This is a genomic window from Variovorax sp. AB1(2024) (assembly GCF_037482385.2).
In the GTDB taxonomy this organism is placed as follows: Bacteria; Pseudomonadota; Gammaproteobacteria; order Burkholderiales; family Burkholderiaceae_C; genus Variovorax.
On the sequence record NZ_JBBHKP020000001.1, the window covers coordinates 4,991,775 to 5,013,414 of the forward strand.

Below are 21,640 nucleotides of genomic sequence, written 5' to 3' on the forward strand. Positions count from 1 at the left end.
AGTGATTCCAAGCATGTCGAACAACGCACGACAACTCACGGGCATGCACGTCGCGCTGCGCCGCCTTGCCCTCCCCGCCTTGCTGGCGTTCGCCGGGCTGTGCGCCAGCAGCGCCGCCGGCGCCGCGGGCGAACGCCCCGTGGCGCAGGGTGTTCTCACCACTCCGGCAGTTGCAGCGCCGGTGGCGGCGCCTGCGGCGCCCGCGGCCGACGCGCCAGCCGCGCCCCCCGCGCCGGTGCTCACCAACGGCCTCGTGCGCGTGCCCGACGGGCGGCTGCTGGCGCCCGACATCGCGCGCATCGTGATGCGCGGCGAGCTGGTGGTCGCCATGCTCAAGGTCGACACGCCGCCGTTCTTCTTCTTCGACGACAGCGGCCAGTGGACCGGGCTCGAAGTGGGCCTGGCGCAGTCGCTGGCCAAGGAGCTGGGCGTCAAGCTGCGCATCAACCGCGACGCCGGCACCTTCAACGCCGTGGTCGACCTGCTGGCCAACGGCCAGGCCGACCTGGCCATCAGCAAGCTGTCGCGCACGCTGGCGCGCACGCAGACCATCGCCTTCAGCGACGCTTACCTCACGCTGAACCACTCGCTGATCCTGAACCGCGTGAAGTTCGCGCAGCTCTCGCGCGGGCGGCCGCTTCCGGAGGTCATCCGCAACTTCGACGGCAGCATCGGCGTGATCGCGAAGTCGTCGTTCGCGGACTACGCGCGCACCAACTTCCCGCACGCCAAGGTGCAGGAATTCGCGACCTGGAACGAAGTGCTCGCAGCCCTCTACAAGGGCGAGATCGTGAGCGCCTACCGCGACGAGTTCGAGGTCAAGCGCGTGCTCAAGGCCGACCCCACCGTGTCGCTGGTGCTGCGCACCGTGACGCTGAAAGACCTGGAGGACACGCTGGGCATCGGCGTGGCCGTGACCGACACCACGCTGCTGGCCTACGTCAACCAGTTCCTCGCCCAGCGCACCGAAAAGCTGGACATCCAGAAAGTGCTGCAGGCGCTCGACCGCTGAGCCGCCGCAACGCACTCGCACCCATCATGAATTCCTCCAAGTTCTACGCCTTCGTCCTCAACCCCTGGGTCGTGATCATCAGCCTGGGCGCCGGCGTCGCCTTCGGCATGCTCGCGCCCGCGCTGGCAACCACGCTGGGCTTCGTGGGCGACATCTACGTCGACCTGCTGAAGATGATCACCCTGCCGTTCATGGTCTCGGCCGTGATCTTCAGCCTGCAGCGGCTGTTTCGCGACGGCGGCACCGCCAGCCTGCTGGGCCGCGTGGCGCTGGTGTTCCTGGCGTTCTCGGCCTTCGTGGCCATTGCCGGCGCGGCCACGCTGCTGATTCTTCGCCCGGGCGAGAACCTGCCCAGCACCACCATGCAGACCTTCGGCCAGATCGTCGGCGGCGACCTGAGCGCCAGCGACACGGCCATGAACCTGCGCGGCGTGGACGAAGTCAAGAAGACCGCCAGCTTCGCCGACCTGCTGGTGAGCCTGGTGCCGGCCAACATCTTCTCGGCGCTGGCCAACGGCGACACGCTGAAGACGCTGGTGTTCGCGCTGCTGTTCGGCCTGGCGGTGGGGCATGTGCCCACGCGCATCTCCGACGGCCTGACGCAGGCGCTGGAGACGGTCTACCACGCCTGCCAGACGCTGATGCGCTGGCTGAGCTTTCCGCTGCCGGTGGTGCTGTTCTGCATGAGCGCGGCGCAACTGGGCAAGACGGGCATTGAGCCGCTGCGGGCGATGGGCGCCTTCGTGGTGGCCTTCCTGGTGGTGTCGGTGCTGCTGCTGGTGGTGGCCGCGGTGATCATCTGGAAGCGCTCCAACGGCACGCTGGGGCAGACGCTCAACGCGCTGCGCGGCCCTTTCGCGCTGGCGCTGGCCACGCGCAGCAGCGCCACCTGCATGCCGATCATGATCGAGAGCCTGGTCACGCGGCTGGGCTTCGCGCGCTCGCGGGTCGAGCTGCTGGTGCCGCTCACGGTGTCGCTGCTGCGCATCGGGCCGGTCGTGTACTACGTGTGCGCCACGCTCTTCATCGCGCAGATCTACGGGCGCTCGCTGTCGCCGGTGGAAATCGGCATCGTGCTCACGTCGTCGGTGCTCGCGGGCTTCGCATCGGCGGGCATGACCGGGCTGGTGACCGTGTCGCTGATCGGCATGACCTGCACCTACCTGGGCCTGCCCTTCGAGGCGGCGTTCATCCTGTTCCTGGCGGTGGACCCGGTGTGCGACATGCTGCGCACGCTGGTGCTGGTCATCGGCAACACCGCGGCCGTGGCCGTCGTGTGCCCGCGGCCGTTGAAGATCTAGGGAACACGCGCTCATGTCACGCATCGGCGTTCTCGGCGGCATGGGTCCATCGGCCACGGTGGACTTCATGGAGAAGATCATCCAGCTCACGCCCGCCACGCGCGACCAGGAGCACCTGCCGGTGATCGTGGCCAACCTGCCGCACGTGCCCGACCGCTCCAGCGCCATCCTGGGCAATGGGCCCGATCCGCTGGCCGCGCTGCTGGCCGGCATCGACGTGCTCAACAGCATCGGCGTGGGCGTGGTGGCGATTCCCTGCAACTCGTCGCACCACTGGTACGCGCAGATGGTCGCGCACAGCCGCGCGCCGGTGATCCACATCGCGCAGTCGTGCGTGGCCGCCATCGCCACCGCGCCGGCGGGCCGGGCGGCGCGGGTGGCGGTGCTCGCCACGCGCGGCGCGCTGGCCTCGGGCTTCTACCAGGAGGCGCTGCGCGAGCGCGGCATCGACTTCCTCGTGCCCGATGCCGCCACCGGCCAGGACCATGTGGACGCCTGCATCCGCGCCGTGAAGGCCGGCGACGTGCGGGCCGGCGCGGCCGCCTTCGAGCTTGCGCTGCAAGCACTGGCCGCCACCGGCGCCACCGCCGTGATCATGGGCTGCACCGAACTGCCGATCGCAGCCCACGCCGCGCACGCCGCCGAGCACAGCGCCCTCACGCTGATCGACAGCTCGCTGGAGCTGGCCCGCGCCACGGTGGCCTTTGCGCTCGACAAGGGATGGAACAAGCCGACATGGGTTTCCTGACGCGCATGTCCCACAGCCTGCTCGCCCTGCTGATGTGCATGGCGGCAGGCGGCGTCGCGGGCATCTTCGCGCCCGCGCTGGGCGACGTGGCCTACACGGCGGCGCAGGTGTACCTGTCGATCGTGAGCATGGCGGCCATTCCGCTGCTGGTGGTGGCCACCTTCTTCGGCCTGCGCCAGACCATGGGGCTGCCGTTTCCAGCGCGGCGCATCGCGATGATCGCGGGCCTGGCGCTGCTGCTGGTGGCGAGCTGCGCGGGCACGGGCCTGGCGCTGGGCTGGGTGAACTCGCCCGGCGCGCACCTCGACGCCGACCTGCGCGAGCACCTCGGCGAGCTGGTGCAGAAGGCCGGCGACGGCGGCGACATGGAAATGCGGCTGTACGACGGCGGCGTGCAGGCCACGCCGGTGGAGCGCCCGCGCGCCACGCTGCTGCCCGACAACTTCTTCCGCGTGCTGGTGGAGGGGCGCTCGCTGGGAATACTTTCTTGCGCGCTGCTGTTCGGGCTGGCCTTCGCGGCGCTGGCGCGCACGCAACACAACGCGCTCAACCACATGTTCGAGGGCATCTACCGCACGCTCGAACTCATCATCGCGCGCGCCAACATCCTGCTGCCGGTGGTGGCCTTCGGCATGTCGGCGCATGTGTTCTCGCAGACCGACGCGGTGACGATCCGCGCCATGAGCGGCTTCCTGCTGCACTTCGTGGTGCTGGTGGCGCTGCTGGGCATGGCGGCCATCTGGGTGATCCACCGCCGCGGCAACCAGCCGCTGGTCGAGGTGCTGCAGCACCTGAAGACGCCGATGCTGGTGAGCCTTGTGTCGTCGAGCACCACCGCCAGCATTCCGCACACCATCGAGGCGATGAGCGCGCGCCTGGGCTTCAGCCGCGGCATCGTGGAGCTGGTGGTGCCCACAGCCTCGGTGTTCCTGCGCGCGGGCTCGGCGCTCTACTACGTGCTGCTCGCGCTGTTCGTGGCCAACCTGTACGACCGCACGCTCAGCGCGGCCGACATCGGAATGATCGGCACCGGCGCCACGGTGGCGGCCTTCGCCTCGGCCGGCAACAACAGCCTGACCAACGTGGGCTACGCGGGCATCGTGCTGTCGCTGCTGCAGTTGCCCATAGAAGCCGCGCTGGCGCTGTTCCTGGCCATCGACCTGATCTGCGAAGGCCCGCGCAACCTGCTCACGCTGCTGGCCAGCTGCGCGCTGATCGCCATCGTTTCGGCCGGCCTGCCGTCGGAGCGCGTGGCCGCGCCCGCCCCCCATGCGGCGCCCGTGCAGCCGCTGCGCTTCGTGCTCACGCGCGGCAACGTCTATCTGCTGGCGGGCTGCAGCGTGCTGGCTTCCCTGCTGATCCTGCTGATGGGCATTGCCGTGGGTGCGCGGCAGGCCGTGCAGCCCCCCGCCGCGTACGCGACTTCCGCCGCGGCGAACCCTGGAATATCGCGATGAACAGGACCTCGACTTTCTTCAGATGGATCGCCGCCGCGCTGCTGCTTGCGCAACTGGCCGCATGCGGCAGCCTCTTTCCCAAGGGCACGCGCGTGGACTGGAGCGAGCTCACGCTGTCGGCCGCGTCCAACGCCAACCAGAACAGCCCGGTGGCGGTCGACGTGGTGATGGTGCTCGACGAGGCCATGCTCGCCCGGGTCACCGAACTCACCGCCGCCAAGTGGTTCGGCGCGCGCGCCGACCTGCAGAAGACCTTCCCGCAAAGCCTGTCGTACCTCTCCTGGGAGCTGGTGCCGGGCCAGACGATCCGCGTACCCGCCAGCGCCATCGGCTCGCCGCGCGTGGCGGCCGTGCTCGTCTTCGCGAACTACACCACGCCCGGCGCCAATCGCGTGCGGGTGGAAGACCTCAAGGGCGCCGTCATCGCCCGCTTCGACATCCAAAGCTTCGACGTGTCGACCACGCGTTGAGCAACCCGGACCTTTCAACAGTGAACACCGCTCCCATCACCGACCGCGTCGAGTGGCATGAAGGCATGCTGCTGTCGCCGCAGCACTTCCAGCAGTTCTCCGCGCGCATGGACTCCCTCGTGGCCTGGCAGACGCTGGCCGCCGCTCCCTTCAGCTGGGGCGTGCGCCGCCTGGTCTTCGACCAGGGCCTGCTGCCCGCCGGCATGCTGCGCGTGCTGGCGCTCGAAGCCATCCTGCCTGACGGCACCGCCGTGCAGTACTCGGCCGCCGAGGCCGCCCACGGCGCGCTGGAGCTGTCGCTCGCGCCGCACCAGGAGCAGCTGGCCAACGAGCCGCTCGACATCTACCTCACGCTGCCCGTGAACGCGCCCGCGCGGCACCGCTCCGCGACGGTGCGCTTTCGCTCGGTGGCCGGCGCGCCGGTGGAAGACGCGGTGTCCGACGCCGAGCCCGCCAACATTCCGCGCATGCTGCCGCGCCTGGCGCTGAGCGCGGGCGCGGTGCCGCCCGGCACGCATGTTCACCTGCGGCTGGGCCAGGTCTTCAAGGACAACGAAGTGGTGAAGCTCGGCGACGCGCAGCCGCCGCTGCTGGAAGTGGCGCGCGACAACCCGCTGTGGACGGCCGCCGCCGGCCTGCTGGGCCAGTTGCGCGGCAAGGCCGCCTTCGTCGCCAAGCAGACGGCGGTTCCGTCTTCGCGCGTGGACGACCGGCTCGCGCACCTGGAGCTGAAAGACCGACTGCGCAGCCTGCTGTCGGGCCTGCCGCATGCCGAGGCCGTGCTGCGCACGCCGCACCTGCATCCGCTGCCGATGTACTGGTCGCTGTGCGCGCTGCTGGCCTCGCTGAGCCTGCTGCGGCCCGGCGGCCTGCCGCCGGTGCCGATGGACTACGACCATGCGAACCCTTCGCTCGTGTTCCAGCCGCTGCTGCTGGCGCTGCGCGACGCGGTGTCCGAAGTGAGCCAGGAGTACCGCGAGCACAAGTTCGAGTTCCGCCACGGCGCCTTCGAGACCACGCTGCAGCCGCAGTGGCTGTCGGGCGCGCGCATCGTGATCGGCCTGCGCGGCCAGTCCGACAAGGACCTGCTGGCGTGGATGGACAGCGCCATCGTCGGCTCGCAGTCGGCCTACCCGTCGCTGCGCGAACGCCGCGTGCTGGGCGCGGTGCGCCGCCCCATCGAGTCGGCCGACGAACTGGGCCTGCGCCCCGGCTCGGGCTACCTGCTCTACGCCATCCAGACCAGCGCCGCGCTCACCGTGCCTGGCGAACTGCTGGTGATAGCCAACGCCAACGAAGGCGCCACCGCGCAGCCTCCGCAGGAAATCGTGCTGTTCATCAAGGACTGACCCCCATGGCACGCACCCTTCCCGACCTCGCGGTCGATGACCACATCACCAAGCAGTTCCGCGCCTTCTACGACGAGATCGTGAAGGCCCGCGACCGCACCGCCGATTCGCGCGAGACCGACCCCGACCTGGTGGCGCAGTCGCTGGCCCGCCACCTGGAAAACCTGCTGGAGCTGCAGTCGCTGGAATCGCGCCGCGACAGCACCCGCTTCGAGCTCGAGAACGTGGCCGACGCGCGCTACCTGAAGGCCGCGCTGGCCGACGAGATCCTGCTGCACACGCCGTGGATCGGCCGCGAGCGCTGGACCGCGCACCTGCTGGAGTCTTCGCTGTTCCGCACCAACATCGCGGGCGACCTGGTGTTCAGCCGCATCGAAGAACTGCTGTCGGGCCGCGAGCCCTCCAAGCGGGACATCGCGCGGCTGTATCTCTTTGCGCTGGCACTCGGCTTCCAGGGCAAATACCGCGGCGGCGGCGAGGAAGCGCGGCTGCTCGGCTACCGCGAGGAGCTGTTCCAGTTCGTCTACCAGCGGCCGGCCGATTTCTCGGGCCGCGACCGCGTGGTGTCGGAGCGGGCCTATGCCAGCACCCTCTCGCACATCGCGCCGCGCAAGCTGCCTACGCTCAGCCGCTGGACGGTGCTGTTCCTGCTGAGCGCCGCCACGCTGCTGGCGGTGTCGGAGCTGCTGTGGCTGTGGCAGTCGTGGCCGGTGCGGCAGGTGCTGCAGCCGGGCGCGGTCGATGCATCGGGGGCGTACCAGCGATGAACGACATGCGCCATTCAACGAGCCCCAGGAGGTCGTCGCCATGCTGACGGACCAGCTCTTTCTCATTTCCATCGCGGTGCTGACGCTGGTGGTGCTGCTCGTGCTCGGCATGGTGCTGTACTTTGCCGCGCGGCGTTCGCACGCCAAGCCTTCGAGCGACCCGAAGGTCGCGCGCATCCGCTTCGACTCGCTGCGCAGCTCGTTCCGCCAGGCGGTGGAGCTGATCGAAGGCAACATCGCCTCGCGCGCCGACCGCTACGGCATTCCATGGATCATGCTGCTCAACGAGGGCGACGACCACCGCCAGCTGCCCATCGAGCAGTCGGGCGTGGCCAGCGCGCTGAGCACCGAGTCGGCCTCGGCCGCGGCCACGCAGGGCATCTCGTGGCACTTCTTCGACCGCGGCGTGGTCATCGACATCCAGGGCGCCTACCTCGGCTCGCCCGACGACGACGATGCCTCCGAGAAGCCGTGGGACGAGTTCCTCGGCATGTGCCGCGCCTACCGGCCGCAGCGGCCGTTCGACTCGGTGGTCATCACCATTCCCGCCGCGCTGCTGATGGACGACAGCACCGACGGGCGGCTCGAACTCTCCAAGCGCGCCAAGCTCGCGCACCGCCGCCTGTGGCTCGCGCAGAACCGCTTCGCGATGCGCTTCGCGGTCTATGTGCTCATCACCGGCGCCGAACAGCTCGAAGGCTTCAGCGCCTTCGCGCGCGCGCTGCCCGAGCCGCTGCGCGCGAGCATGCTGGGCTGGTCGTCGCCCTACGACCTGTCGACCACCTACCAGCCGGGCTGGGTCGACGAAGCGGTGGGCACGGTGGTGCGCTCGGTGTCCGACGTGTCGGCCGAACTCTTCGCCACCGACACCGCGCCGCAGGGCGCCGGCCCGCAGCTGCTGCTGCCCTCGCGCATCGAGGCGCTGCGCGGCCAGTTGCAGCTGTACGTCGACGAGCTGATGCGCCCGAGCGCCTACCACGAGCCTTTCTTCTTCCGCGGCATCTACCTGACTGGCGACGCCGGCGAATCGGCGCAGGCCGTGGCCGCCATCGACGCCGAGCACGACGCCTACGGCCGCAAGGACCTGGAGCCCATCGGCGGCGACCTGATCGCGCAGCTGATGCGCCAGCCGGCGTTCCTGCGCGACCTGTTCGAGAAGAAGATCTTTCTCGAATACGGCCTCACCCGGCCGTCGCGCACGCAGACGCTGGCGCGCCCGGTGCTGCACCGCGCGCTGCGCTGGACGGCGGTGATCTTCCTCGGCGGCTGGGGCATCGGCCTGGTGGTGGCCACCTGGCAGCTGCACCGGCACAACGGCACGCTGGTGTCGGCGCTCTCGCAGCTGCAGCACGACGCGCAATACCGCATGCGCGCGCAGCAGCGCGGCGAGGCCATTCCCACCGCCTGGTACCGCAACAAGGCGCTGTCGCTGCTGGCCATGAACGAGCGGCTGCGCACCGACGGCACGTATTCGTTCTTCATGCCGGGCTCGTGGCGGCCCTTCGACGACCTGAACGAGCGGGTGATCGAGCGCATCGAGCGCGAGTTCGGCGACATCGCGGTGAGCACGCTGCGGCGCGAGCTGATGGCACGTGTGAGCCAGTTGAGCGGCGTGGAGCAGGACGAGGCGACCGGCGAATTCATCGTCGGCGCCAGCTGCGGACTGCCGCCGAGCTTCAGGGCCATCGGCGACGCGCCGCGCAAGAACGGCCTGCTGGTGGAAGACCAGCCGGAGTTCGGTGCGCTGCAGCGCTACCTGGGTTCGGCCGAACAGCTCGACGCCGCGCTGCAGGCGGTGGAGCGCCTGCGCCAGCCTTCGACCGGCAATGCCGAAGACCTGCGCGTGGCCGTGCGCTACGCGCTGGGCGCCGAACTGCCCGCCGACCTGAGCCGCAACCTGCGCTACTTCCGCCAGGCGGCCGAGGGCAATGCGCTGTCGATTCCACTGGTGCCGGTGCAGTCGGCGCTGCGCTGCGCGCTCGACAAGGGCACGGCGCAGCTCGATGCACGGCTGTTCGCGAACAACGAACTGCTGGTGTCGGAGCAAACACTGGCGCGGCTGATGCCCTCGCTGGCCGGCAACGGCACCTTCGCGCGCACCACGGCCAGCTACCGCGAAGTGATCGGCGCCATCAAGGACCAGGAAGACCTGGTGGCCTCGGGCAAGGGCGGCTGGATGCGCCAGCCAGTGCTGGTGCTGGGTGCCTCCTACGACCGCACCATCGCGCGCATCGAGCAGAACCGGCTGCTGGGGCAGGAGTCGGCCGATGCCGTGCGCGGCCACGCGCAAGACGCCTTCCAGAAATTCCGCACCGAGTTCAACCTGCGCTTCGGCGGCGCGCAGCCCGGCCTGCTGTGGCAGGACAAGGACGGCCGCTTCGTGCTGGCGCCCGAACGCATCGCGCTGCGCGACGCGCTCACCGCGCTGCTGGCGCAGCCCTTCATGGCCGCCGCGCGCGACCGCGAGCTGCCCGGCACGGGCCTGCGCGCAACAGCCGCATGGGACTTGCCGCGGCTCGACCAGGCCCTGGCGATCGGCGACATCCGCAAGCGCTACATGGCCGAGGGCATGACGGCCTTCCCGCCGACGGTGCGCCCGGCCGTGGAGAGCGCGCTGAACGCGCACTTCGCGCAACTGGTGGTCGACCAGGTGGCCGAGGCCGCGACCGGCGCGAACGACGGCATGCGCCCGGTTTCGTCCACGCTGATGGCCACCGACACGCAGGCACTCGCCTACGAAGCCTCGCGCCAGCGGCTCGCCAAGATCCAGGCGCTGCTGTACGAACTGGGCGCCGGCCCGCGCGCCGAAGACCTGCGCGCGCTGGTGTCGCGCGACGCGCTGCAGCGCCTCGAAGCCGTGGACGAGGCCTTCAACCAGTCGGAGCTGTACGCCATGCGCGGGCGCGACTTCCAGGGTTGGCGCGGCGAGCGCGGGCCGATGCTGGTGGCCTTCGGCGTATCGGACACCGGCTCGCTCGCGGCCTACCTGGGCCAGCAGTTCAACCGCACCGAAACGCTGGGCAAGCTGGCCGACGGCTACATCGCGGCGCTCGACGGTGCGGGCGCGGGCTCGGTGCTGGCGCAGCGCTGGCAGGCCATCAACCGCGACCTGGAGCGCTACCGGCTGAAGAACCCGAACAGCAGCCTGCTGCTGCTCGAGCAGTTCCTGGGCACCACCGGCGCCGAGATCGACCGCGAGACCTGCGCCGCCAAGCTGGCCGGCAAGGCGCCGGCGGCGCGCATCGGCGACTACTTTGCCGACCGCCACCAGCAGATCTACAGCGCCCTGCTCGCGCGCTGCTACGAGCTGCAGTACGGCGACCAGCAGGAACTGTGGACGCAGTTCTCCACGCGCTTCAACCGCTCGCTGGCGGGGCGGCATCCGTTCGGCGCGTCCACCACCGCGCGCGCCTTCGACCTGGCCGACCCGGCGGACGTGAACGACCTGTCGCGCGCCTTCGATCCGCTGGCGCGCGCGCTGAAGGAAAGCCGCGTGGACGGCGCCGTGCGCACCGCCGCCATGCCGGGCGCGGCGGCGCGCCGCTTCGCCGACCAGTTCAGCCGTGCGCGCGACTTCCTGCTGCCGCTGTTCCCGACCGACGAAGGCGGCGCGCCGGGCTACGACCTGAGCGTGGACTTCCGGGTCAACACCATGGCCGAGATCGAGGGCAACAAGATCATCGACTGGTCCTTCGAGGTCGGCGACCAGGTGCTCAGGCAGCGCGACCCGCCGCGCACGCTGCGCTGGGAATACGGCATGCCGGTGGCGCTGGTGCTGCGCATCGCGAAGGACTCGCCCGTGGTCGCGCGCGCCGATCCGCAACAGCCCGCGCTGCTGACCGACGGCCAGAGCGTGAGCTTCCGCTTTGCCGACCCGTGGGCGCTGCTCACGCTGGCGCAGCGCCAGCGCGAAGGCGATTCGCTGCAGCGCCCCGACGGCCGCTCGCAATTGCTGAAGTTCGAGTTCCCGCTGGTGGCCCAGTCGGCCGGCGACATCGCCCAGACACCGGCCGGCGGACGCGCGCGCGTGTTCCTGCGCGTCGCGGCCAGCCCCGCCGGCAAGAAGAACGCCCTGATATGGCCCGCCGCCTTCCCGGCACGCGCGCCCGAATGGAACACCCCCTGATGGCCGCCCTGCTCTCCCCACTGAACACCGAAGCTGCCGCCGACGGCTTCGCGCCGGACCTCGCGGCATTTCTTGCGCCGCTGGCCATCGACACCACCGAAGGCCCCGCCGGGCCCTCGCTGCGCTACGACCCCGTGTACGCCCGCATCCGCGAGGCGCGCACAGAAGAAGACGCCAGCCTGCCGATGGGCGAATGGACCCGCCCGCTCAAGAAGGCCGACTGGCGCGCGGCCGAAATGCTGTGCACCGAACTGCTGCAACGCCGCAGCAAGGACCTGCAGGTGGCCGCATGGCTCACCGAGGCCTGGCTGCATCGGCACGGAATCGACGGGCTGATCGCCGGCGCGCGGCTGCTCGAAGGGCTGGTGCGGGAATTCTGGGAAGGCGTGCATCCGCGCATCGGGGACGACGGCGACGCGGACATGCGGGCGGCGGCGTTCGTGTGGGCGAACGACACGTTGGCGCAGGTGCTGCTGATGCGCGTGCCGCTGGTCCCGTGGCCCGAGTTGAATCCGCCCTTCATCAACCTCTGCGAATGGCAGCGCGCCATCACGACCGAATTCGGCACGGCGTCTGCCCGCGCGAAGGCAGCGAAGGCAACGAAGCAGGACGACGGCACGGCAGGTGCAGTCGCGTCGCGCCAGGACATCCTCGACCGGGCCGGCTACGACGTGTACGCGCTCGCGTACCTCGACGACCGCCTCGCACTGGCCTGGGAGGCCTGGGATGGCCTGGCGGCGCTGCTCGACGAACGCCTGTACGCCAGTGCGCCCAGCCTTTCAAAGGTGACCGACATGCTGGCGCAGTTGCGACAGGCGGTGCGCAGCATGCTGCAGGGGCGCGACCCGCGCGACGAAGAAGAACCCGAACCGGCTGCCGAAGCGGCGGAATTGCTGCACGCCGACTGGGCAGCGGACGCATCTGCCATTTCCGCCACATCGATGGACGACAACCACATGAGCGAAGCCTCTTTCACCCCTCCCCTTGCCGCCATCGGGCTTCTGCCGCAGGCCGCGGCAAGCGGCCAGATCGGCAGCCGCGCCGAGGCCTACCGGCTGCTTGAGCTTGCCGCCGCCTATCTGATGCGCGAGGAGCCACACAGCCCGACGCCATATCTCGTGAATCGCGCGGTGGCGTGGGGGCGCATGCCGCTGCCGCAGTTGATGCAGGAAGTGCTGCGCGAGGACGGGGACTTGAACCGCTTTTTTTCGATCATCGGCGTGAGGCCGGAAGGCTGAAGAGACAGGTCCGCCGTCCCACCCTCCTGACACTGCTCACACGAAAGGTACGACATGCCATTCAGCAAGACCCACGTCGACGAAGTCATGGTGCAGGGGGCCCACATGAGCGGGGACCGCAACTCCATCGCGACGGCTCTCAGGCTGAAGCCGAGGCTCGGGGTATTGATCCTCTCGTGCCCCTCGTTGGGCACACAGGGCACGGAACTCCAAAAGTTCTACGAATCCATCGTGGGCCCGAACCGGGTGAATCTGATCAGCATCATCAATCCGTCCGACTCATCCGACGAGGCCGGCGAAAAAAGCATGAAGGGCGTCTATCGGCAAGTCAGCAAAAGAGACTTCGCAAATCTCCCGCTGTTCATGAAGACAATGATTCCGCGGCCGATCTTCATGCGCTCCGCGACCTTCGGCACGGGAGTCATTGCAGATGCTTTCGAAAACGACGAACAGGGCACGCAAAAAAGCACGCGTGCCCTGTGGCGGCTGGACAAGGTGCCCAAGAAGGTAGGCACTGGCGTCGTCGACAAGCGGCCAGCCTTGCGAAATTTCCTGGTGGGACGAGGCTTTCTGCAGAAGCGTGCCTATGTATTTCTGTTCGCAAAAGAAGGGCCAAGAACCGCCGAGAAGGCACATCACTTCACCTCGATCCTTACCTGGCGCCTGTTGCACGAAGAAATCGGGCGCTCATCCTCCGTGATTCCCGTCGCCGCAGGCGACAAGATCGGACTGCGTACCCAACCCACGCTCGCCGAATTCTGGAAGGATTCCGACTGGGCCGATATATGGGCCGATGTGAAGATTGATCCGCGCTCCGCTCAACTTGGCCTGTGGTGCCTGTTGGCCGAGGAACATGGAGGCCTCTCGATCATCGGCATGCGCAGCGGGATGATCGAAGTCCCTGCATTGCTCGGCATTCGTACGCTCTACCTCGAGGAAAAGCACAACCAGCAAGCGGAACGCATGGCCAAGTGGATCGGCAAGGTGCCCGGATTCGAGCGCCAAGTCGTCGAGAGGCCGGCCGGCATCAAGCAGCAGCTCTATTGGCTCAACGAAAGTACCAAGAGCTACCAACCCAGCGATGTGTCCACTCATGCAGTAAACAACGGCGCTCATTTGGCCGGCATGGTGCAGGGCTTCCGGCTGGGCAGACCGTTCAGGGCACAGCCAAAATTCACGCCCGCCCCCGTCCTGAAACAGCCCCTGCGCAAGTCGGGAGAGCCGTTCCTTCATCCTCAGAAGACTTTTCTGGCGAACAGGCGCTTGCCCGCCCCCGTCGACGCCGCGAACTTCCAACTCGCCAAGACGGAGTTCGACAAGATCGTGACCTGGGCCAAGGGCACTCCCATGCCCACCGGGGCGACCACGAATGTGCATGGATCGGTCCTCGGCACGGTGATCAGAAGGCCGGAGCCCAAACCGCCGGAAGACCTCTAGTCACGGCACCGCTCGGGCAACAGCCCATTTTTCTACCAGATCCCTGCCGATCATCGGGGCTTCCAATTTCCGGCCCCACCATGTCCCAGCCTCCCAAAGCCACCTACTTCGACGACCTGCATGCACCGCAGGTGTTCGCGGACGAAGTCTCGGGCTACTGGGTCAATGCGGGCTGCGTCCACATCACTCTGGATGCCAGCCGCGTCGACCACAGTTCCGACCGTTGCTCCGTCAACCGCGCCGCGGTGCTGCGGCTCACGCTGCCGATCCCCATCGCGCAGGTGCTGGCCGTCAGCCTCTACGACTTCCTGAAGCAGCGCGAGCTCGTCCCGGCGCCCGGCAACGGGCATTGACGCGACAAAGAGCGCTGCGGCGGGCCTTGGGCCGGCGTCCCAAATTTCTCCGAGATAGGCCGCGAAGATGAGAGGCATTCTTATCTACACAGCGAGTCACCGTTGAACCCGAGACGCCAGAACGCCGCCGACGCCACCCCTTCACTCACTTCCTTGCGGCGAGCCGCCCTGCTGGTGCTGTGGGCCGCCGCACAAGGCAGCAGGGCCCACGCGCAGGACGCGCAGGCCACCCAATCCGGCGAAAGCGCAGCGCTGCCGACGGTGACCGTCACCGCCGACGCGCAGGACGACACACCGCAGCACCTGAGCGCCAAGGCTGGTGCCGGTGCTCTGGGCACCCGATCGCAACTGGAGACACCCTTCTCGACCACCGTGGTCCGCAGCGAAGACATCGCCGAGCGCCAGGTGTCCAAGCTAGGCGACGTGTTCGCGCTCGACGCCTCGGTCTCCGACAACAGCGGGGCCTACAGCAGTTGGGCCACCTACATCTCGGTGCGCGGCCTGCCGCTGGACTGGCAGAACGGCTACCGCATCAACGGCCAGCCTTTTCTCAGCTATGCCATCACCCTGCCCTACGAGCAGTTCGAACAGATCGAGCTGCTCAAGGGCTCGTCGGGCTTCATGTACGGCTTCGGCTCGCCGGGCGGCATCGTCAACTACGTGACGAAGAAGCCGACCGACCAGCCGGTGCGCAGCATCGAGGTCGGCTACAAGACCGCCGGCGTCTGGAGCGAGCATGTCGACCTGGGCGGGCGCTTCGGCACCGGCGATCGCTTCGGCTACCGGCTCAACGCCACGCACGAGGAAGGCAAGACCTACAACGACGGCAACGTGCGCCGCAATTCGGTGTCGCTCGGCCTCGACGCGAGGCTCACCGACAAGCTCACCTGGACCTTCGACTCGCTCCACCAGAAGCGCCTGACCACCGGCCAGACACCGTCGATCTACCTGGGCAGCTACACAGGCACGAGCCTGCCCGCGACCATCGGCGCGAACAACGCCAGCCTAGTGGGCGCGGGGCAGCACCTGTCCACCGACTTCACCCTCTACTCGACCGGCCTGCAGTACCAGCTGTCGCCCGACTGGACCTTGAGCACCAGCTACAGCCACAGCAGCGCCACGCGCAGCCGCAACGAAGGCATCGCCTACCTGCAGGACGCGAGCGGCAGCTACGACGACTACCGCTCCGACAGCGCCGAGGGCCATCGCTTCAACCAGTGGCAGGCCATGGCCACCGGCAGGCTGCGTACAGGCGGCTTCGAACACCAGGTGACGCTGGGCGCTTCGTGGCAGAAGCAGGTCAACTACTACAGCAGCAACGCCGTCTACCAGCTGATCGGCACCGGCAGCATCTTCCGCCAGGACACCAACGGCTACACCAGCGTCACCGGCTTCACGCCCTACCGCAACAGCGACATCACGCAGCGTGCGCTGTTCGCGAGCGACACGCTGAAGCTGTCCGACAGGTGGTCGGTGCTGGCCGGCCTGCGCAGCACCACCTACGAGCAGAACGGCTACGACACCACGGGCACGCAGACCGCCACCTACCGCAAGAGCGACGTCGTCACGCCCACGCTGGCGCTCATGTTCAAGCCCGCGCCCGGCACCACGCTCTACGGCAGCTATGTCGAGTCGCTGGAGCCCGGCAGCACGGTGAGCAACCTCTACGCCAACGACGGCCAGTTGCTCAACCCGCTGAAGAGCCGCCAGTACGAGCTGGGCCTGAAGACCGAGCGCGAGCGCTGGAGCGCCACCGCCGCGCTGTTCCGCATCGAGCGCGGCGCGGAGTACGCCAACAGCGCCAACGTGCTGGTGCAGGACGGCCTGTCGGTCTACCAGGGCGCGGAGTTCGGTGCCTCCACGCGGCTGGGCTCGCAGTGGCAGCTCGGCGGCAGCCTGATGCTGCTCGACGCCTCCTACCGGCGCGGCAGCAGCTACACCGGCAACCGCGTCGCGGGCGCGCCGAAGATGATCGCCGCCGCGCAGGTGGGGTACGACGTGGCGCAGGTGCCTGGCCTCAAGCTGTCGGCCGACATGAAGTACACGGGCGGCACCATGCTCGACGCGTCGAACCAGCTCAGCCTGCCGGGCTACACCGTCGCCAACATCGGCGCGAGCTACACCACGCGCATCGGCAGGCGCAACACCACCTTCCGCGCGGCGATCAACAACGTGACGAACCGGCGCTACTGGGAGTTCCAGTACGACAACTACATCAAGCCCGGCGACCCGCGCACCTTCAGCCTGAGCGCGAAGCTCGATTTCTAGGACCCGCACATGAACACTCTCCTCCAGCGAATGGCTCTGGCAGCCGGCGCGCTTTGCATCGGCATGGCCTGCGGCGCGGCGCACGCGGCATCTCAGGCACGCGTGGTATCCAGCACCTGGCTGCCCGGCGGCAAGTACGCACTGGTCTACGAGTTCGAGGGAGCCGAGTACATGACGGTCACGGCGGACCCGCCGGGCGCGTGGATCAGCGTGGCTAAGCCGGAGCGTGATCCGAAGCGCGATGCGGAACCTGTCGCGCAGGCACCGGCGCCGACAGTCGCGCGCGCCGAGGCGTTTCCCGAGTCGGCAAACTATGTCGGCGGCTTCTTCATTGACCCCCTGGCCGCGGCGTTGCGCGCCACCGGCCTGGGCCTGCTGCTGAACGGCGACTGGCCGCATGGGCCGCGCCGCTTCAACCGCTGAAGCAGCGCACAACCGATGCGCCGGCCGTCCAATTTTTCTCCCGTTTTGAAGCCCAACATGGCAGCCATGAACAGCCCCTGGCATCGCGACACACACGGCGCTTCGCAAGCGCTCCGATTCAGCGGCCCGCTGCCCACCGCAGTCGCGACCGGCCAGGCACAGAGGCGCTCGATGCAAGCGCGATGGAACAGGGCGCCTGCCGCGCGCACGGCCCGGCAGGGCTGGCGCCGCAGCGCATGGATGCCGCGGCTGGCGGGCCTGCTGGCGTTCGGCGCGCTCGTCGCCGGCATGCTGGTGGCCGGCAGCGAAACCTGCACCGCGCAAGAGACCGACGAGGCGGGCAACTACGCCCGGTCGACCCTCGCGCCCATCATGGAATCGGGGACAAGCACGGCGTCCGCGCGCAAGCATGCCGGCACCTGCAGGCACGCGCGCAAGGCGGGCCACCTCGCGCATCCGAAGCCGGCGCTCTGAGCATCTCGCGCATGCTCCGGCCGGTGCCCTTCTTCAGTGCGTTGCTCGTGGAAGCCGACCCCGCGGTCGCCCGGCGCATGCTGCGCATCCTCGGCGCGATCGCGCCAGGCCGGCATGCGCCGCACGTGTCCACGCCGGAGGAAGCCAACTACCTGCTGGCAGCCTTCTCGTTCGAGCTGGTGTTCGTCGACATGCAGCTTCATCCCCAGGGCGAGGGCGCACGGCTGATCGCGCGCATACGTGCGGCACAACCTCGCGCGCAGGTGGTCGCGATGTCGGACATGGACAACCGCGACCTGGTGCGCCGAGCCTTCGCCGCGGGCGCGACGGGCTATCTGCTGAGCGATGCGCAAGACGCGGAGATCGCTTGTGCGCTGCGCGCGCTGGAAAGCGGTGGCGTGGCGCTGGACCCGCGCGTGGCGCGCCGCGTGCTGGACATGCTGGCCGTGTCGATGCGGCGTGGTGCCGGTGCCCGCCCCGATGCGGCGGAACCTCCGCGCCGGCTGAGGCCGCGCGAGCTGCAGCTCCTGCGCCTGATTGCCGACGGACTGAGCAACAGGCAGATCGCCGACGCGCTGGAGCTTTCGATCCACACCGTGGAGTTCCACGCACGCAACGCGTATCGCAAGCTGGAGGTCAAGTCCCGGACCCAGGCAATCCTCGAAGCGTCGCGCCACGGTCTTCTGGGCTGAGGCGCTGTTGCTCCAGCACCGTGAATGTGAGGGACGCAAGGTGCCTGGCGTCCCACAACAGGAACATCGCCATCAGCGCCGCATCTCCCACGGCCAGCGCGACAAGGGTGCGCCAGTCCAGAAGCCAGTCGAGGAAGGTCATGGATCGATAGGTGTGATGAATGCGAGGCCTCCAGCTTGCGGCCGGCGCATTGCCCACGGATTTCAGCGTGTTGCGGCTTCTTTGCCGCACCGGCCGGACGGCGTTGGGTCAGGCCTCGGGCGTGCGCGTAACTGCGGGCACGAACATGTAGCCCTCGTTGCGCACCGTGCGGATCAGGTCGGCACGCGCTTCGCCGGAGGCCAGCTTGCGGCGCAGGCGGCTGATCTGCACATCGATCGCGCGGTCGTACGAATCGCTTTCCGCGCCGAGCGCGTACTGCACCAGCTGGTCGCGCGTAAGCACGCGGCGCGGATGCTCCACCAGCGCGCGAAGCAGGCGGAACTCGCCGTCGGACAGGTCCACGGGCTGGTCCTTCGGGTCGTGCAGCAGGCGGGTTTCGAGGTCGATGCGCCAGCCCGCGAAGTACAGCAGCGTGGCAGGCGCATCGCCCGCCGCTTGCCGCACGGCCGGCGCGGCCTGGGCGGCAGAAGGCTTGGCCGCGCGCCGCAGCACGGTGCGGATGCGCGCCAGCAGCTCGCGCGGGTTGCACGGCTTGGCCAGGTAGTCTTCGGCGCCGATCTCCAGGCCCACGATGCGGTCAATGTCGGTGCCCACGGCCGACAGCATGATGACCGGCGGCCCGCCGATGCGCTGCAGCTCGCGCAGCGCGCTCAGGCCGTCTTCGCCGGGCATCATCACGTCGAGCACGATGAGCGCGTAGTCGGCCTGTGCAAGGCGTTCGCGCATCTCCGCCGGATGGCCGGCCCCGTCGACCTGGAAGCCATGCTTTTCCAGGAAGGACGCCACCAGGCTGCGGATGCCGGCGTCGTCGTCGACGATGAGGATGCGGGTGGACAGGTTCACGTTGCGGCGGATCGGGTAGCGGATCATAGGCCGGGCGCCACCGCGGTCCGAAGCCCTCGTACGTTGAAATGAATTGAAATACGCTGAAATCCGGCCGCAACATGCGCTGCCCAGACTCAGCCCGCTGACAGCCGGGAGCAAACGATGGACAAGCACAGACCGAGCCGCACCGGCGTGACAGCGCTTGCCGTCCGTGCCAGCATCGCCCCATGAACTCCCAAGGTACCGCGCGCCGCTGGCCGGGTCCCCCGCTGGCCCTGCAGATCACCGGCCTGTTACTCGCGGGCCTGGTGGTGGCGCAGATCGTGACGCTGGCACTCACCGTGCTGCTGCCGCCCGAGCCGCAGCGCCAGTGGGAGCTGGGCGACATCGCACGCGTGCTCTCGGGCCGTGCCGCCGAAGGCCGCAATGCGAGCCTGCTGCAGCGCTCGCTGCAGGCAGGCGCGCCCGAGCCCAAGGGCCAGGGCTGGCTCACCTCCGAACGCTCGCGCCGCGACCTCGCGCAACTGCTGGAACGCGACGAGAGCGAGGTGCGGCTCTACTTCTTCACGCCGCTGCCCTTTGCCGGCACGACAGGGCCGGTGGCCGACGCGGGCAAGGCGTCGGGGTACGGCATCCGCCAGGCATCGTCCGTGCCCACCGGAGGTGGCTTCCTTCGGGTACAGATGGGCGGGCCGGGCGGGGGCATGTCCAGGATGCCTTCGGGTCCGGCGGGAGGAACGGCATTCCCCGGAAGCCCGGCAAGCCCCGGAGGCATCGGCGGCTGGAACGGAAGCCTCGGCACCAGCCGGGACCCGGCCACCAACCAGGGCGGGCTCCCGCAGCAGCAGCAGCAGCAGCTACCGGGCAATGCGATTGGCGGCACCAATGCCACGGTTCCGGACAACGGCACGGCCAGCCAGCGGCTGCAGGCGCCCACGCCCGCCATATCTCCGGGGGACTTCGCCGTTGTGCCATCGCCCGGCGCACTGGCACCCTCCACTTCGGGCGCACCGAATGCGCAAGCATCTGCGCGCATTGCCACCACCACCGCGCCCGACGCGGCGCCGCCCTCGTCGCCTGCGCCCTCGCCCGCCATGGCCAACGTCCCCGGCCTGACCGCCGGGCCCCGGCTCTCGCCCTCCACCGCACCGCTCCAGCCCGCCCCGCCCGTCATTCATTCGGCGCCTGCGGTGCCCACCATTCCGTTCTCCGTCGAAAGCGCACCGGCACGCAAGGCTGCGCCAACGACCACAACCGAAGCCACCGCCGCTGCGGCCGATCGCGCACCCGCGACGCCGTCGAAGCCCGCCGTGCGCACGCCGGCATCCGAACCGTCCCCAACCGCCGCGGCGGCACCGCCGCGCGCCGCCACGGAATCGGAACGCGCGCCGCCGGCCGCCAGCGCGCCGCAGGCAAAGCCCTCCGCCGAGACCACCGCCGACGTCGAACGCCCCGCCACGCGCGGCCTCTTCGGCCTCGCGCCCGCGCCCTTCGTCGAAGGCGACTTCATCGCCGCCGTCCACACGCGCGAAGGCAGCTGGGTGGTGGTGCAGTCGGTGCCCGAGTCTTTTCCGAACGCATGGCAACGCCGCGTGCTGCTGTGGTTCCTGATCGCCTCCGCCATCGTCGCGCCGGCGGGCTGGCTGTTCTCGCGCCGGCTGGTGCGGCCGATTGCCGGCTTTGCGCGCGCCGCCGACCAGCTGGGCCGCGACCCGGCCGCCCCCGTGCTGGCCCTCGAAGGCCCCGCCGAGATCGGCCGCGCCGCCCAGGCCTTCAACCGCATGCAGGCGCGGCTGCGCAGCTTCGTCGACGACCGCACGGTGATGATCGGCGCCATCAGCCACGACCTGCGCACGCCGCTCACGCGGCTGCGCTTTCGCATCGAGGACGTGCCCGACGAAGTGCGCGCCGGCATGCTGGAAGACGTCGAGGAAATGGAGCTGATGATCGGCTCGGTGCTCAGCTTCATCCGCGATGCGTCGGTGGTCAGCGCGCGCGAGCGCATGGACTTCGCGAGCCTGGTCGAGGACGTGGTCGAGCAGGCCGTGTTCGTCGGCAAGGACGTGCTGCTGCTGCAGCGCACCGAGCACGCGCAGGTGGAGGTCGACGTGATCGGAATGCGCCGCGTGCTCGACAACCTCATCGAGAACGCCGTCAAGTATGGCAACCAGGCGCGTGTGCGCCTGTTCATCGACGGTCCCGACGCGGTGGTGGAGATCAGCGACCGCGGACCGGGCCTGCCGCCCGATGAGCTGGAGCGCGTGTTCAAGCCCTTCTATCGCACGCCGCAGGCCCGCTCCTCACGCGCCGCGGGCAGCGGCCTGGGGCTGGCCGTATGCCGGTCGATCGCGCGCGCGCACGGCGGCGACGTGGTGCTGAAGCCGGGCTCGCACGGGCTGCTGGCGCATGTGCGTGTGCCGCTGGCGCTGGATGCACCGCGCCGCGAGGTGCCGCCCCTGGAGCACAGCGCCTCCTCCTGCTGATTCGGCACAAAAAAAAGGGAGCGGCGCTCCCTTCTTTGTCTTCGTGCGGACCAG

Annotated in this window: 17 protein-coding genes; 16 read left to right on the plus strand and 1 reads right to left on the minus strand. The window is 69.1% G+C overall.

The window, feature by feature from the left end; genetic code table 11:
• The first annotated feature begins 13 nt into the window (after window positions 1–13).
• The 15 genes from WIX39_RS23390 (at window position 14) to WIX39_RS23460 (ending at window position 18,115) form a co-directional block, all read left to right on the plus strand.
• The gene (locus tag WIX39_RS23390; RefSeq protein ID WP_106937734.1) at window positions 14–1,012 is read left to right on the plus strand and encodes an ABC transporter substrate-binding protein; all 999 of its coding nucleotides are present in this window, start codon (window positions 14–16) and stop codon (window positions 1,010–1,012) included.
• Between the two features lie 26 nt (window positions 1,013–1,038).
• The gene (locus WIX39_RS23395) at window positions 1,039–2,313 is read left to right on the plus strand and encodes a dicarboxylate/amino acid:cation symporter (protein ID WP_081271735.1); all 1,275 of its coding nucleotides are present in this window, start codon (window positions 1,039–1,041) and stop codon (window positions 2,311–2,313) included.
• 13 nt (window positions 2,314–2,326) lie between these two features.
• Entirely contained in the window at window positions 2,327–3,061 is a 735-nt protein-coding gene (locus tag WIX39_RS23400) for an aspartate/glutamate racemase family protein (RefSeq protein ID WP_409195964.1), read from the plus strand.
• Window positions 3,049–4,518 carry a dicarboxylate/amino acid:cation symporter gene (locus tag WIX39_RS23405; RefSeq protein ID WP_081271737.1) on the plus strand — a complete coding sequence of 490 codons (1,470 nt, stop codon included), beginning with the start codon at window positions 3,049–3,051 and terminating at the stop codon, window positions 4,516–4,518. Before WIX39_RS23400 ends, WIX39_RS23405 begins: the two co-directional genes overlap by 13 nt.
• Window positions 4,515–4,988 carry a hypothetical protein gene (locus WIX39_RS23410; RefSeq protein WP_081271733.1) on the plus strand — a complete coding sequence of 158 codons (474 nt, stop codon included), beginning with the start codon at window positions 4,515–4,517 and terminating at the stop codon, window positions 4,986–4,988. Before WIX39_RS23405 ends, WIX39_RS23410 begins: the two co-directional genes overlap by 4 nt.
• Before the next feature lie 20 nt (window positions 4,989–5,008).
• Complete coding sequence (tssK, locus tag WIX39_RS23415) at window positions 5,009–6,337, plus strand: type VI secretion system baseplate subunit TssK (RefSeq protein ID WP_267898702.1); 1,329 nt, start codon at window positions 5,009–5,011, stop codon at window positions 6,335–6,337.
• A 5-nt stretch (window positions 6,338–6,342) separates the two neighbouring features.
• A complete protein-coding gene (locus tag WIX39_RS23420) occupies window positions 6,343–7,104 on the plus strand; it encodes a DotU family type IV/VI secretion system protein (protein ID WP_081271732.1) in 762 nt (253 codons plus the stop codon).
• Window positions 7,105–7,144: 40 nt separating this feature from the next.
• Window positions 7,145–11,230 (plus strand): type VI secretion system protein, encoded by a 4,086-nt coding sequence (locus WIX39_RS23425; protein ID WP_409195965.1) that lies wholly within the window; start codon window positions 7,145–7,147, stop codon window positions 11,228–11,230.
• The gene (tssA, locus tag WIX39_RS23430) at window positions 11,230–12,468 is read left to right on the plus strand and encodes a type VI secretion system protein TssA (protein WP_409195966.1); all 1,239 of its coding nucleotides are present in this window, start codon (window positions 11,230–11,232) and stop codon (window positions 12,466–12,468) included. Before WIX39_RS23425 ends, tssA begins: the two co-directional genes overlap by 1 nt.
• Window positions 12,469–12,522: 54 nt before the next feature.
• A complete protein-coding gene (locus WIX39_RS23435; RefSeq protein WP_409195967.1) occupies window positions 12,523–13,905 on the plus strand; it encodes a hypothetical protein in 1,383 nt (460 codons plus the stop codon).
• 80 nt (window positions 13,906–13,985) lie between these two features.
• Window positions 13,986–14,258, plus strand: a complete 273-nt coding sequence (locus tag WIX39_RS23440; RefSeq protein ID WP_081271728.1) for a hypothetical protein — start codon at window positions 13,986–13,988, stop codon at window positions 14,256–14,258.
• Between the two features lie 153 nt (window positions 14,259–14,411).
• Complete coding sequence (locus WIX39_RS23445) at window positions 14,412–16,526, plus strand: TonB-dependent siderophore receptor (protein ID WP_106937331.1); 2,115 nt, start codon at window positions 14,412–14,414, stop codon at window positions 16,524–16,526.
• A gap of 9 nt (window positions 16,527–16,535) precedes the next feature.
• Window positions 16,536–16,949 (plus strand): hypothetical protein, encoded by a 414-nt coding sequence (locus tag WIX39_RS23450; protein WP_409195968.1) that lies wholly within the window; start codon window positions 16,536–16,538, stop codon window positions 16,947–16,949.
• A gap of 171 nt (window positions 16,950–17,120) precedes the next feature.
• The gene (locus WIX39_RS23455; protein ID WP_159053744.1) at window positions 17,121–17,423 is read left to right on the plus strand and encodes a hypothetical protein; all 303 of its coding nucleotides are present in this window, start codon (window positions 17,121–17,123) and stop codon (window positions 17,421–17,423) included.
• Between the two features lie 11 nt (window positions 17,424–17,434).
• The gene (locus WIX39_RS23460) at window positions 17,435–18,115 is read left to right on the plus strand and encodes a response regulator transcription factor (protein WP_106937328.1); all 681 of its coding nucleotides are present in this window, start codon (window positions 17,435–17,437) and stop codon (window positions 18,113–18,115) included.
• Window positions 18,116–18,365: 250 nt separating this feature from the next.
• On the opposite strand, the gene WIX39_RS23465 is transcribed toward WIX39_RS23460, so the two are convergent.
• On the minus strand, window positions 18,366–19,148 hold the full coding sequence (locus tag WIX39_RS23465; RefSeq protein ID WP_081271723.1) for a response regulator: 783 nt from the start codon (window positions 19,146–19,148) through the stop codon (window positions 18,366–18,368).
• A gap of 182 nt (window positions 19,149–19,330) precedes the next feature.
• Between WIX39_RS23465 and WIX39_RS23470 the strand changes: the two genes are divergently transcribed.
• The gene (locus tag WIX39_RS23470; protein ID WP_409195969.1) at window positions 19,331–21,586 is read left to right on the plus strand and encodes an ATP-binding protein; all 2,256 of its coding nucleotides are present in this window, start codon (window positions 19,331–19,333) and stop codon (window positions 21,584–21,586) included.
• Window positions 21,587–21,640: the final 54 nt, after the last annotated feature.

Bases quoted from the DNA above. Each gene is read 5' to 3' on its own strand.
- WIX39_RS23390 (WP_106937734.1), top strand. From the start codon at position 14: ATGTCGAACAACGCACGACAACTCACGGGCATGCACGTCGCGCTGCGC.
- WIX39_RS23395 (WP_081271735.1), top strand. From the start codon at position 1,039: ATGAATTCCTCCAAGTTCTACGCCTTCGTCCTCAACCCCTGGGTCGTG.
- WIX39_RS23400 (WP_409195964.1), top strand. From the start codon at position 2,327: ATGTCACGCATCGGCGTTCTCGGCGGCATGGGTCCATCGGCCACGGTG.
- WIX39_RS23405 (WP_081271737.1), top strand. From the start codon at position 3,049: ATGGGTTTCCTGACGCGCATGTCCCACAGCCTGCTCGCCCTGCTGATG.
- WIX39_RS23410 (WP_081271733.1), top strand. From the start codon at position 4,515: ATGAACAGGACCTCGACTTTCTTCAGATGGATCGCCGCCGCGCTGCTG.
- WIX39_RS23420 (WP_081271732.1), top strand. From the start codon at position 6,343: ATGGCACGCACCCTTCCCGACCTCGCGGTCGATGACCACATCACCAAG.
- WIX39_RS23425 (WP_409195965.1), top strand. From the start codon at position 7,145: ATGCTGACGGACCAGCTCTTTCTCATTTCCATCGCGGTGCTGACGCTG.
- tssA (WP_409195966.1), top strand. From the start codon at position 11,230: ATGGCCGCCCTGCTCTCCCCACTGAACACCGAAGCTGCCGCCGACGGC.
- WIX39_RS23435 (WP_409195967.1), top strand. From the start codon at position 12,523: ATGCCATTCAGCAAGACCCACGTCGACGAAGTCATGGTGCAGGGGGCC.
- WIX39_RS23440 (WP_081271728.1), top strand. From the start codon at position 13,986: ATGTCCCAGCCTCCCAAAGCCACCTACTTCGACGACCTGCATGCACCG.
- WIX39_RS23450 (WP_409195968.1), top strand. From the start codon at position 16,536: ATGAACACTCTCCTCCAGCGAATGGCTCTGGCAGCCGGCGCGCTTTGC.
- WIX39_RS23455 (WP_159053744.1), top strand. From the start codon at position 17,121: ATGCAAGCGCGATGGAACAGGGCGCCTGCCGCGCGCACGGCCCGGCAG.
- WIX39_RS23460 (WP_106937328.1), top strand. From the start codon at position 17,435: ATGCTCCGGCCGGTGCCCTTCTTCAGTGCGTTGCTCGTGGAAGCCGAC.
- WIX39_RS23465 (WP_081271723.1), bottom strand. From the start codon at position 19,148: ATGATCCGCTACCCGATCCGCCGCAACGTGAACCTGTCCACCCGCATC.
- WIX39_RS23470 (WP_409195969.1), top strand. From the start codon at position 19,331: ATGAACTCCCAAGGTACCGCGCGCCGCTGGCCGGGTCCCCCGCTGGCC.